Source organism: Microbacterium sp. Mcb102, from assembly GCF_024519805.1.
GTDB lineage: Bacteria > Actinomycetota > Actinomycetes > Actinomycetales > Microbacteriaceae > Microbacterium.
The window spans coordinates 166,129-177,817 of the sequence record NZ_JALJRG010000001.1; the positions used below are offsets into that span (position 1 = coordinate 166,129).

General features: G+C 69.8%; 14 protein-coding genes. 8 read left to right on the top strand and 6 right to left on the bottom strand.

Translation table 11 applies throughout. The annotated features are described in order from the left end of the window. The first annotated feature begins 20 nt into the window (after window positions 1–20). Window positions 21–194 (top strand): DUF3117 domain-containing protein, encoded by a 174-nt coding sequence (locus tag OC372_RS00820; RefSeq protein ID WP_017203323.1) that lies wholly within the window; start codon window positions 21–23, stop codon window positions 192–194. Window positions 195–290: 96 nt separating this feature from the next. Here OC372_RS00820 and OC372_RS00825 read toward each other — a convergent pair whose 3' ends face one another. Then, on the bottom strand, window positions 291–929 hold the full coding sequence (locus OC372_RS00825; protein WP_262000648.1) for an O-methyltransferase: 639 nt from the start codon (window positions 927–929) through the stop codon (window positions 291–293). 90 nt (window positions 930–1,019) lie between these two features. Here OC372_RS00825 and OC372_RS00830 point away from each other — a divergent pair, with 90 nt between their 5' ends. Together OC372_RS00830 and OC372_RS00835 are read left to right on the top strand one after the other, a co-directional pair. Beyond that, a complete protein-coding gene (locus tag OC372_RS00830) occupies window positions 1,020–1,397 on the top strand; it encodes a twin-arginine translocase TatA/TatE family subunit (protein WP_029262054.1) in 378 nt (125 codons plus the stop codon). Next, entirely contained in the window at window positions 1,394–2,035 is a 642-nt protein-coding gene (locus tag OC372_RS00835) for a hypothetical protein (protein WP_262000649.1), read from the top strand. The genes OC372_RS00830 and OC372_RS00835 overlap by 4 nt, the downstream gene beginning before the upstream one ends. 11 nt (window positions 2,036–2,046) lie before the next feature. Here OC372_RS00835 and OC372_RS00840 read toward each other — a convergent pair whose 3' ends face one another. The 3 genes from OC372_RS00840 to OC372_RS00850 are packed head-to-tail and all read right to left on the bottom strand — an operon-like array spanning window position 2,047 to window position 4,945. Further along, window positions 2,047–3,168, bottom strand: a complete 1,122-nt coding sequence (locus OC372_RS00840) for an Mrp/NBP35 family ATP-binding protein (protein WP_029262052.1) — start codon at window positions 3,166–3,168, stop codon at window positions 2,047–2,049. Next, entirely contained in the window at window positions 3,165–3,677 is a 513-nt protein-coding gene (locus OC372_RS00845) for a DUF1003 domain-containing protein (protein ID WP_105709600.1), read from the bottom strand. The genes OC372_RS00840 and OC372_RS00845 overlap by 4 nt, the downstream gene beginning before the upstream one ends. Then, on the bottom strand, window positions 3,677–4,945 hold the full coding sequence (locus OC372_RS00850; RefSeq protein ID WP_029273778.1) for a magnesium transporter MgtE N-terminal domain-containing protein: 1,269 nt from the start codon (window positions 4,943–4,945) through the stop codon (window positions 3,677–3,679). Before OC372_RS00850 ends, OC372_RS00845 begins: the two co-directional genes overlap by 1 nt. 85 nt (window positions 4,946–5,030) lie before the next feature. On the opposite strand from OC372_RS00850, the gene OC372_RS00855 reads away from it, so the two are divergent. From OC372_RS00855 to OC372_RS00865, 3 genes are all read left to right on the top strand, one after another. Further along, complete coding sequence (locus OC372_RS00855; protein WP_262000650.1) at window positions 5,031–5,771, top strand: general stress protein; 741 nt, start codon at window positions 5,031–5,033, stop codon at window positions 5,769–5,771. Between the two features lie 293 nt (window positions 5,772–6,064). Beyond that, a complete protein-coding gene (locus OC372_RS00860) occupies window positions 6,065–6,562 on the top strand; it encodes a DUF4870 domain-containing protein (protein WP_262000651.1) in 498 nt (165 codons plus the stop codon). After that, the gene (locus OC372_RS00865) at window positions 6,562–7,212 is read left to right on the top strand and encodes an alpha/beta family hydrolase (RefSeq protein WP_262000652.1); all 651 of its coding nucleotides are present in this window, start codon (window positions 6,562–6,564) and stop codon (window positions 7,210–7,212) included. Before OC372_RS00860 ends, OC372_RS00865 begins: the two co-directional genes overlap by 1 nt. A 24-nt stretch (window positions 7,213–7,236) precedes the next feature. Here OC372_RS00865 and OC372_RS00870 read toward each other — a convergent pair whose 3' ends face one another. Together OC372_RS00870 and OC372_RS00875 are read right to left on the bottom strand one after the other, a co-directional pair. After that, window positions 7,237–8,658, bottom strand: coding sequence for an aminopeptidase P family protein (locus tag OC372_RS00870; RefSeq protein ID WP_262000653.1), 1,422 nt, complete (start codon window positions 8,656–8,658; stop codon window positions 7,237–7,239). Between the two features lie 37 nt (window positions 8,659–8,695). Further along, window positions 8,696–9,718 (bottom strand): endonuclease/exonuclease/phosphatase family protein, encoded by a 1,023-nt coding sequence (locus OC372_RS00875; RefSeq protein ID WP_029262045.1) that lies wholly within the window; start codon window positions 9,716–9,718, stop codon window positions 8,696–8,698. A 99-nt stretch (window positions 9,719–9,817) separates the two neighbouring features. On the opposite strand from OC372_RS00875, the gene OC372_RS00880 reads away from it, so the two are divergent. Next, complete coding sequence (locus OC372_RS00880) at window positions 9,818–10,690, top strand: PHP domain-containing protein (RefSeq protein ID WP_262000654.1); 873 nt, start codon at window positions 9,818–9,820, stop codon at window positions 10,688–10,690. Between the two features lie 63 nt (window positions 10,691–10,753). Further along, on the top strand, window positions 10,754–11,641 hold the full coding sequence (locus tag OC372_RS00885; protein WP_262000655.1) for a DUF817 domain-containing protein: 888 nt from the start codon (window positions 10,754–10,756) through the stop codon (window positions 11,639–11,641). The last annotated feature ends 48 nt before the right edge of the window (window positions 11,642–11,689 follow it).

Consider the following 11,689-nt stretch of genomic DNA (forward strand, 5'->3'; position numbering starts at 1 on the left):
CCGGAGGAAAGGGAGCCACGATGGCAGCGATGAAGCCGAGGACCGGAGACGGACCCATGGAGGCCGTGAAAGAAGGACGACTCATCATCGTGCGCGTTCCGCTCGAAGGCGGCGGCCGTCTGGTCGTCTCCGTGAACGACGCTGAGGCCAAGGAACTTCACGACGTGCTTGCCGCCGTCGTGGCACCGGCCTGAACGATCTGAGGTCCGCATCCGTGGACCGAAAGGGCGGTGGATCCTCGGATCCACCGCCCTTTGTCGATTCCGGGGCGTACCCGGGCGAGGCGACTCTCAGTCGCGGTCGGCGAGCCTGATCAGCTGGAGCAGTCCTTCACCTGCGGGCGACACGGTCGCCAACACGGCCGACGACTCCTGGGTCTCCTGCACCAGCGAGCGGTAGGCCGACGTTACCTCATCACGCTGCACCGGGTCGGCCACGCGGCCGCCGCCGAGGATCCGCGGCACCAGCACCAGGCCGCCGGTGCGGGCGAGGCGGAGTCCGTGCTCGACGTACTCGATGATGTGGTCGGGGTCGGCGTCGACGAGCACGATGTCGTACGAGGACTCATTCATACGGGGGAGCACGTCGATGGCGCGCCCGGTGATGAAGCGGACCTTCGTGGACGGTACCTTCGCGTCGGCGAATGCCTGTCGCGCTGCCGCGAGGTGTTCGGGCTCGTTGTCGATCGAGGTGAGCACGGTCTGCGGCGCTCCGTGCAGCAGCCAGAGTCCGGAGACGCCGGCACCGGTGCCGATCTCGACGATCGAGCGTGCGCCGGTCGCGGCGGCGAGCACGGCGATCTGGGAACCGACGACGGTGCTGATCGGCATCGCGCCGAGCTCGACCGCGTGTGCGCGTGCGCGTGCGATGGAGTCGGGTTCCACGATGGACTCGCGAAGGAATCGCGCGTTCGCGTCGTGCTCGCTCATGGCCTGTTTCTCCCTGCCTGCCCGGTGGTTCCCTCCAGAGTATTCGCTCGGTGTACCCGCGGACCGCAGGCGCGACGGTAGCCTGTAGAGATGACGTTCGGGCTCACCTTCGAGAAGCTGCTGCTGATCGGTCTCATCGCGGTCCTCATCATCGGCCCGGAGCGTCTCCCGCGAGCTGCCGAGGGCTTCTCGCGCATGGTCCGAAAGGCCGGCGAGTACCTCCGCTCGACCAAGTCCCGCATGCGTGAGGAGATGGGTCCGGAGCTCGACGATGTGGACTGGCGCAAGCTCGACCCCCGTCAGTACGATCCCCGCCGCATCATCCGCGACGCGCTGTTCGAGGAGCCGCAGCCGACGACGACGCCGACGCAGGCGCGGGAGACGATCGCGGAGCCTGTCGCTCCCCGTGCGCTCCCGCAGGAGTTCAGCGCGAGCAACCGGCCGCCCTTCGATCCCGAAGCCACGTGACCCGAGGGCGGCTCGCCGATCGCGATGCCGTGGCATTCGGGTTCTCCGCTCTGTGCGCGTGCATCGGCGTCCTGATCTGGACGCTCTGGGTGTTGCCCGTCGCCGCCTCCGTGAGTGACGCCGATCCGGTTCCGCTGGGACGCGGGGCGACGGTCGAGCTGCAGGAGGGCGAGCGCGTCGGCATCTGGGGCAGCGGTGTCTCCGCAATGCTCGGGACGCTGGAGTGTTCGGTATCGGGTCCGGACGGCGTCGAGCTCTCTCAGCGCACGGGACCCTCGCTGTCGTGGGACGACACGCTCTGGTGGATGACCCCGAAGCGCGGGTTCGAGCAGCACACGCAGTTCACCGCTGTCCGCGCGGGCGTCCACACCGTCACCTGCGCCGACTCGCTCGACACCTACGACGGCGAGTTCCTCGTCGCCGGGGACGCCTTCGGAAGCGGCGCCATCGGTCTCGGCCGCACGGGCGGGAACGACTTCGCCGTGGGGACGTTGCTGGCGTTCGGCGCGGTGTTCTGTCTTCCCGTCGCCGTGGTGCTGCCCGTGGTCATCCTGGTCCGCCGACGCGTCACCAGGCGAAGAAGCACGCGAGATGCCGAGCGCGCGCACGCGTCCTGGACGCAGTTCCCGGAGCCGTAGGAGAGCCGCACTCAGCCGATCGTCATCGGCAGCGAGCGGCCGGACAGGCCACGCCCCTGCCGAGCGAGGGTGCGGGCGAGATCGAGGATCGTCGTGGCCGCGGCATCCGTCGTCGCGCCGGCGACGATCGGGATGCCGGCGTCTCCGCCCTCACGGAGCGCGGGGCTCAGGGGAATGGAGGCCAGCAGCGGGACCGTGGTACCCGGCTCGGACAGCGCTTCGGCGACCGCCGCACCGCCACCCGAGCCGAACAGATCGATGACCGTGCCGTCGGGGAGCGCGTACGCCGCCATGTTCTCGATGACCCCGATCACCCGCTGACCGGTCTGCCGTGCGACGAGTCCGCTGCGGATCGCCACCTCCGCGGCAGCGGTCTGCGGGGTGGTCACCACGAGGACCTCCGCGTGGGGGAGGAGCTGGCCGATCGAGATGGCGATGTCGCCGGTGCCGGGCGGCATGTCGATGAGCAGCACGTCGAGATCGCCGAAGAACACATCGGTGAGGAACTGCTGCACAGTGCGGTGCAGCATCGGTCCACGCCACGCCACGACCGCCTCTCCGTCGCGGAGGAACATCCCGATCGAGATGGTCTTCACTCCGTGCGCCACCGGGGGCAGCATGAGGTCGTCGATACGAGTCGGCTGCGTCCCGGCGGGGATGCCGAGGAGCCCGGGAATCGAGAATCCGTGCACGTCGGCATCGACGAGGCCGACCGATAGTCCCTCGTCGGCGAGCGCCACGGCGAGGTTGGCGGTGACCGTCGATTTACCCACGCCGCCCTTGCCGCTGGAGACGAGGATCACGCGGGTGAGCGAGTCGGGACCGAAGGGCATCTGGCGGGCGGGCCTGCCGTCGCGGAGCTTCTCGGTCAGCGCCTTGCGCTCGGCCGGGGTCATCACGCCCACCTCGACGTCGACCGCGGCGATGCCGGGGACGGATGCCGCAGCCTCGCGCACATCGGACTCGATGCGCGCCGCCGCAGGGCAGCCCACGATCGTCAGGACGATGCCGACCTGAGCGCGGTCTCCGTCCACGGCGATCTCGCGGACCATGTCGAGCTCGCCGATGGGGCGGCGCAGCTCCGGGTCCGTCACCGCGGAGACTGCGGCACGGACGAGGTCGGCCCCGGTCACGATGCGGCGCCTGCCGTCGGCTTGTCCCCGGTGTCTTCGAGCTCGGCGAGCAGAGCCTTCAATTCCTGCCGCAGCACGTCGCGCGTCACGGCCTGCGCGTTGCGCTCCTCGAGCGACATGCGCAGCGCCACGATCTCCCGGGCGAGGTACTCGGTGTCGGCGAGGTTGCGCTCCGCGCGCTGGCGGTCCTGCTCGATCTGCACGCGGTCGCGATCGTCCTGGCGGTTCTGCGCGAGGAGGATCAGCGGCGCGGCGTACGAGGCCTGCAGCGAGAGCATGAGCGTCAGGGCGGTGAAGCCGAGGGCGGCATCGTCGAAGCGGAGCTCGTCGGGCATCAGGGTGTTCCAGACGATCCAGACCACGCAGAACAGGCTGAGGATGACCAGGAACGCCGGGGTCCCCATCGCACGGGCGACCCACTCCGTGAACCGGCCGAACCGATCGCGCGAGGTCGTGCGGGGCCTCGTCGTGCTGCGGCCGGGGGCATCGAGGCGCGGCGACCGGGGCATCAGCGGGCCTCCTTCGCGGAGGACGAGGTGTCATCGCTGTCGTGCGATCGCCAGTCGTCGGGGAGCAGATAGTCGAGCACGTCGTCGATGCTGATCGCACCGACCAGGCGGTGGGCCGCGTCGATCACCGGCAGCGAGACGAGATCGTAGCTCGCCAGCAGTCTCGCCACCTCGGCGGCGGATGCGGTGACGGGAACGGGCTCGAGGCTGTCGTCGAGGATCGCGCCGAGTCGCTCGTGGGGCGGGTAGCGCAGCATCCGCTGGAAGTGCACGAGTCCGAGCAGACGCCCGGTCGGCGTCTCGAACGGCGGCAGGGTGACGAACACGGCGGCGGCCAGCGCGGGGTGCAGCTCGTGGCGGCGGATCAGGGCCAGCGCCTCCGCGACGGTGGCGTCGGCCGAGAGGATGATCGGCTCCGGGGTCATCAGGCCACCCGCGGTGTCGGGACCGTAGCGCAGCAGCATCCTGACGTCTTCGGCTTCTTCCGGCTCCATCAGCTCGAGAAGCTGTTCGAGTCGGTCCGGGGCCAGCTGGGCGAGCAGGTCGGCGGCGTCGTCCGGTTCCATCTGGTCGAGGATGTCGGCAGCGCGCTCGTCGCCGAGACGATCGAGGATGTGCACCTGCTCGTCTTCGGGCATCTCCTCGAGGGCGTCGGCGAGACGGTCGTCCGACAGCTCCTCGGCCACTTCGATCATGCGCTGCTGCGGAAGATCGAGAAGGGTGTTGGCGAGGTCGGCGGCGTGCAGCTCCGAATACGAGGCGACGAGCTGCTCGGCGGACTGCGATTCACCCGGTGCACGCTGCTCGGCGACCTCGCTCCAGGCGGCGAACGTGGTCGGACCCTTCGCGAACGGCGAGGCGCTGGTCTTCGGGCGGCGGAGGAACAACTGACTGATCGCCCATTCGCCGAGGCGGTTCGGCTCGATCGCGACGTCTTCGATGACGGCCGTGCCGCTGCCGTCCGCGAAGCTCACGCGCCGTCCGAGCATCTCGGCGAGCACGCGCACCTCGCCTGCGCGGGGAGAGAAGCGCCGCACGTTGATCAGGCCGGTGGTGATGACCTGTCCGGACCGGATCGAGGTGACCCGGCCGATCGAGAGGAACACATGGCGTCGCCCCGGGATCTCCACGACCAGACCGATCACGCGGGGGGCCGCGGTACTTCGGTAGACGACGACGACATCCCGGACCTTGCCGAGCCGGTCGCCGAGGGGGTCGAAGACGGCGCACCCGGCCAGGCGCGCGGCGAAAACCCGTTGTGTGCTCACTTCTCCAGAGTAGTCGGCGGGTCCGGTCGAGGGCGGGATGGTCGCGCCTCGGGCCGTCGACCGGTACGCGTGGAAGAATAGCCGGATGAGTATGCTGAACCGCCCCGCGAGCGGCACCGAGACCGGCGAGATGGTCGCTTCGACGCGCGACTACGAGAGCGCGCAGAAGACGGTGTCGAAGCTGATCGCGGGGGAGGTGCCGGCACGGGACATCGCGATCGTCGGGCAGAGCGTGCGCACGGTCGAGCGTGTGACCGGAAAGCTGGGGTATGCGGCGGCCGCGCGTTCGGGTGCTGTCAACGGCGTCCTGATCGGCCTGTTCCTGTCGGCGATCCTCGTGATCGGCAACCCCGAGGTGCCGATCCAGCTCTTCGTCGGCTTCGTCTTCATCGGTGTCGCACTCGGCATGCTCCTGAGTCTCGTCACCTACGCGATCGTGCGTCGCCGGCGCGACTTCGCGAGCGTCACGCAGTTCGCGGCCGACCACTACGAGGTCACGGTGCAGACGGCATCGCTCGCGAAGGCCCGTCAGGTGCTCGGCGCGACGAAGACAGCGCCCGTGCGGCCGCCCGTGAACCTCGACGAGCCGCCGCGGTACGGCGAGCGGATCACGCCCGGTGCGGCGAGTCCCGAGCCCGCGGAGCCCGTGGTCCCGCCGCGTCCAGCCGATCCCGTCGCGGAACCGCAGCTGCCGGAGGGCGATCCCGCCCCCGAGGCCGGCCCGGCGGCGCCCGCTGCCGACGAGGCGGCGCCGATCTCCCCGCTGCCCGCTCCCGAACCCGGCATCGCGCCCGGCTCGGATGCGCCGGAAGGTGACCGACGATGACGCTCCCCGAGTCTCCCGAGCCGGGCGAGTTCTCTCCGCCGCCGCCACCTGCGCCCCCGGCGTCGACTGCGTCGACTGCGCCGCCTGCGCCCCCGGCGTCGACTGCACCGCCTGTGCCCCCGGCGCCGACTGCGCTGCCGGTGCCCCCTGCGCCGCCCGCACCGCCTGCTCAGGCATACGCTGCCCCCGCGGCGCCCGCGGGATATCCGGCGCCGGGATACCCGCCTCCCGGAACCCCGGCACCCGGATACCCAGCCCCCGCGTACCCGGCACCCGGTCAACAGGCAGCTGCCGTGCCGCCCGGGTATGCCCCGCCGGCGTACCCAGGACCCGGTTATCCGTCGCAGACGTATCCCGCTCCCGGTCACCCCGGGCAGTTCTCCCCTGCGGTCGCGCCGGCACGCGGTCTGCTCCCGTGGGCGCTCGGCTTCCTGGTCCTCATCCCGTTCCCGTTCATCGGAGGGCTCGCGTCGGGCCTCGCGATGGCTGTCAGCGGGGGATCGGCGCGTCGAACCGGCGGACCCGCTGCGGAGAACGCGCGGTCGGCCTTGAACTGGGGACTGACCTACCTGATGGTGTCGACGGTGCTCCTCGTCATGCACTTCGTGCTGCTCATCACCGTGACCTCTCAGGGCAACGCCTCCACCGGGTTCTTCCCGCTGGGCATCCCCATCACGTTGTACTTCGCCGTCTCGCTGCTGCACGTCGTGCTCGTGATCATCGGCACGGTGCGGGTGTCTTCGGGAGGCGTCATGCGCGTCCCCTTCGCCATCCCCTTCGCGCGCGCCTGATGACGACGATCCAGGTCGATCTCCCGACAGGGCCGACCGTGGTCAGCGCGGACTGGTCCGCGGGCGGGAACGGCGTGACGGTGCTCGTCGCGCACGGTGCCGGCACCGGCAAGGACCATCCGTTCCTCACGGGGTTCACGGAGGCCCTGGGCGGACTCGGCTTCTCCACCCTGCGCTTCAACTTCCCGTATGTGGAGCAGGGGAGGAAGATGCCCGGGCCCGCGGCGCACGCGATGTCGACGTGGCGGGCCGCTGCGGCGTTCGCTCGCGCGCAGGAACCGGGAAACACGGTGTGGGCGACGGGCAAGTCCTACGGCGGACGCATGGCATCCATGGCCGTCGCGGACGGTCTCATCGTCGACGGCCTGGCGTACCTCGGCTATCCGCTGCACCCACCGGGCAGGCCCGAGAAGCCACGCGTGGAGCATCTGCCGGCCATCGCGGTTCCGCAGTTGTTCGTCGAGGGCACGAACGACCCTTTCATCCAGCCGATCTCGCAGTTCGAAGAAGCGGTCGCGTCCTGTCAGGATGCCCGAGTCGTCTGGATCGAGGGCGGCGGCCACACCTTCGAGGTGAAGGGACAGAAGCGTCCCGCCTCCGAGATCGGCGCATCTCTCGCGCCGATCGTCGCCGAGTTCACACGCCGCTAGCGGCGAACTCGGCGACGTGCCGTGTCAGCCCTGTAGCCGGGCGATCCACGCCTCGACCTCGTCGGCCGTGCGCGGGATGTCCGCCGACAGGTTGACCGGGCCGTCCTCGGTCATGAGGATGTCGTCCTCGATGCGCACGCCGATCCCACGGAGCTCGGCCGGAACCGTCAGGTCGTCGATCTGGAAGTACAGGCCGGGCTCGATCGTGAACACCATGCCGGGGGCCAGGATGCCGTCGTAGTACATCTCACGGCGTGCCTGCGCGCAGTCGTGCACGTCGATGCCGAGGTGGTGCGAGGTGCCGTGCACCATGTACCGGCGGTGCTGGCCACCCTTGTCCGCATCGAGCGCCTCCTCGGCGGTGACCGGAAGCAGGCCCCACTCGGCGGTGCGCTCGGCGATGACCTTCATGGCCGCGCCGTGCACATCGCGGAACCGCACACCGATCCGGGCTGCCGCGAAGGCCGCGTCCGCTGCTTCGCGCACCGTCTCGTACACGCGGCGCTGCACCTCGGTGAACGTCCCGGAGACCGGAAGCGTGCGGGTGATGTCGGCGGTGTACAGGCTGTCGGCCTCGACACCGGCATCGACCAGGATCAGGTCGCCGGGGGCGACCGTGCCGTCGTTGCGCGTCCAGTGCAGATAGCAGGCGTGGGGCCCCGACGCGGCGATCGTGTCGTAGCCCTCGCCGTTGCCGTCTTCGCGAGCCCGGCGGTGGAACACTCCTTCGACGACGCGCTCGCCGCGGGCGTGGGCGACGGCGGCGGGGAGCTCGCGGATGATGTCGTCGAACCCGTCGGCCGTGATCTCGACCGCACGGCGCATCTCGGCGATCTCGAACTCGTCCTTGATGAGGCGCAGCTCGGAGACGAACCGGGTCAGCGCGTCGTCCTCTTCGAGCACCAGCTCGCCCGCGACGGCCTCGAGCTCGTCCAGGTGGGCGGTCGCGATCTCGAGGTCGGCGGCGACGCCGGCCAGGGACGGGCGGGGGCCGATCCAGAACTCGCCGACCGTGGCATCGGCATAGAACTCGGTCGTCGTCCGGTCGGCACGCTCACGGAAGAAGAGCGTGATGTCATGTCCCGAGTCGGTGGGTGCGAAGACCAGTACCGAGTCGGGCTCCGCGTCCGACGCCCATCCGGTGAGGTGCGCGAAGGCGGAGTGCGCCCGGAAGACGTAGTCGGTGTCGTTGCTGCGCTGCTTGAGGGAGCCGGCGGGGATCACCAGGCGCTTGCCGGGGAACGCGGCCGAGACGGCAGCACGGCGGACGGCGGCGTAGGGGGCCTGTGCGCGGGGAGCCGGGAGGGTCTCCGGGCGCTCGGCCCAGCCGGTGGAGATGGTGTCGAGGAAGCCCTGGGGGAACGGCTGCTTGCGGTTCGTGGTGCTGTTCTCGGCCGATGCTTCGACGGTGGGTTCTGCGATCGTGTCGCGCTCTCCGGTGCTCATCCCTCCAGTCTGTCATCTGCAGGGAGTGCACGGGAGTTCAGCCGGCGGGCTCCAGCTGCACGACGAGCGCGCGGTGGTCGCTGCCGCCGGCGTCGTCGAGGACGACGGAGCCGGTCGGAGTCCAGTTCTGCGAGGCCATCACGTGGTCGATCGGCGCACCGGCGAGCGGCGGGAGCGAGCTCGGCCAGGTGCCGGTGACTCCGTTGCCGGTGCGCGCCGCCACGTCACGGCAGTAGCCGATGTCGCCGCCCTCCACGCCGAGACCGGCCATGTGGTCGATCGTCGCGTTGAAGTCTCCCGCCAGGATGAAGTCCCCCTGCGGGCACTGGTCGGCGATCCACTGCAGATCGGTCTGCCACTGCTGCATCTCTTCCATGCGCGGTGCGACCGCGTGCACGGCGACGATCGTGGGACCTTCGCCGTCGATCGGCATCAGGACGACGCTGGGCACGGAACCCGTGTTGCTGGTGCCGTCCTTCGCCGACTCGATGACGGAGTACTCGCCGAGGTCGGGGGCGACCAGGACCGTGGTCTGCCAGGATTGCGGTCCGTCCTGTACATCGGGGCGGAACTGCACGTGGTGCACCCACATCGGGTGCCCCTGCTCCCTCAGCATGATCGCGATCCGCTCACCGACCTCTTCGGTGGTCTCGGGCAGCGCGACCACGTCCGCGCCCTGGTCGAGGATCCGCTGTGCGATCACGTCGGCCGACACGGCCTCGCCCGCGGTGTTCCAGGTGAGCACTCGGACGCTGCTGTCGGTCTTCTCCGGAAGGGCGGTCGCTCCGAAGCCCCTGCCGGCTCCGATCAGTGCGGTGGCGCTCGCTCCCAGCAGGGCGACGATCAGCACCGACGCGGCGAACCCGCGAAGCGGACGCGCGAACAACAGCAGGAGGGCGAGCACCACGATGATGAGGAAGCCGCCGAGAACCAGGCCGCGGACGGAGACGAGCTGGGCGAAGGGATAGGTCTGCTCGAGGTGGAAGAACTGCGGCCACACCACGATCGCCGTCGCGATCGCGAGCAGGACGGTGAAGAGGATCCCCAGTAGTCGAAACATCCCCTCCAGCCTAGAAGCGCCGCCTGTGAAGTCCCTGCCCCGACATCCTCTCCGTGCGCCTCCGCGCCCGGCGACGGTCGCGCTCGGTACGCTCGGAGGATGGCCACTCCGTCCGCCGGGTTCACCGGTCCCGCCGACCTGCACCTGCACTCGCACCAGTCCGACGGCACGGAGTCTCCGGCCGAGGTGATGCGGCAGGTTCATGCGCACGGGATCCGTACGGCCGCGCTCACCGACCACGATCGCTCCACCGGGTGGGCCGAGGCGGGCGATGCGGCCGTCGCGCTCGGAATGACCTTCATCCCCGGCATGGAGCTCTCGGCCAAGCACGAATGGCGCAGCGTGCATGTGCTGGGCTACCTCTTCGACCCCGAGAACGAGGCCCTGCGCGCCGAGACCGATCGCATCCGCGGAGACCGGATCGGCCGTGCCGAGCGGATCGTCCGGAACATCGGCCGGGATTACGACCTGGACTGGGAGGACGTCGTCGCGCAGACGAACCTGGACGCGACGGTGGGGCGCCCCCACATCGCCGACGCGCTGATCGCCCGCGGTATCGTCCGCGACCGGACCGAGGCGTTCGACGGCATCCTGCACCCGCGCGAGGGGTACTACGAGCCGCACTATGCGCCGGATCCCCTCACCGCCGTACGTCTGATCACCCAGGCCGGGGGAGTGGCCGTCATCGCGCACCCCGTGACGTCGGGCCGCGACCGGATGATGCCGGTGCCGTTCATCGAACGACTGATCGCCGCCGGCCTCGGTGGCTTCGAGATCGACCATCGCGAGAACACCGAGGCCGGCAAGCGGAAGCTCCGCGAGATCGCCGCCGAGCACGACCTCATCATCACCGGTTCCAGCGACTATCACGGCAGCGGCAAGCCGAACCGTCCGGGCGAGAACACCACATCCGACGAGATGGTCGCGCGGCTCATAGCACGCGCGACCGGCATCTCCCCGCGTTATCCCTGATCCTCGGCATTCTGTCGGTCATCTCCCGGCGGGCTGTCGACGGCGACCGATACCGTCCGAGGCATGCAGCGAGCGACTTCCCTGGAGCGGCGCGTCGACGCGATCGCTCATCGCGTCCTCCGCGGCGCCCCGGCGCACGGAACCCGCGCCGGCCTGATCGAGTTCGCGGTGTTCGTGCTGAAGCAGGCATGGGCGTGCATCTTCGGGGCGGCACTGCTCGTCGCGATCGTCGCAGCGCGGCTCTGGTACCCCGACGATGCGGCGCTCGCCCGCAACGATGCGCTCACGATCGCCGCGGTGCTCATCCAACTCGCGATGCTGGCCTTCCGGCTGGAGAGCGGTCGAGAGCTGTGGGTCATCGTGCTGTTCCACATCACCGGCACCGTGATGGAGTTGTTCAAGACCGATGTCGGATCGTGGGCCTACGCCGCGGACGGCTTCCTGCGCATCGGCGGGGTGCCCCTGTTCAGCGGCTTCATGTATGCCGCGGTCGGGTCGTACATGGTGCGCGTCTACCGCCTCTTCGACCTGGGCTTCGAGAGGTATCCGCGTCGGTGGATGACGGCGATCCTCGCGGTCGCGATCTACGTCAACTTCTTCGCGCACCACTGGTGGTGGGATGCGCGTTGGGTGCTGCTGGTCGGCGTCGTGCTGCTGTGGCTGCCCACCGTCATGCACGCCCGCGTGTGGCGTCGCACGATCCGGCTACCGCTCCTGGCCGTCTTCGCTGGCGTCGCCGTGTTCATCTATCTCGCCGAGAACATCGGCACCTGGGCGGGTGCGTGGGCGTATCCGGATCAGGCCGAGGGCTGGCAGCCGGTGTCTCCGAGCAAGCTGACCTCGTGGTTCCTGCTGATGATCATCTCGGTCGTCCTCGTCGCGTGGGTGTATCCGCCGCAGGTTCCCGCCGTGTTGCTGCAACGCGGGCAGGCCGCTCAGGCACCGGTGTGATCCGGGTACACGACGAAGGGCGCGTGAACCGGACGGTCGTCCGCTTCA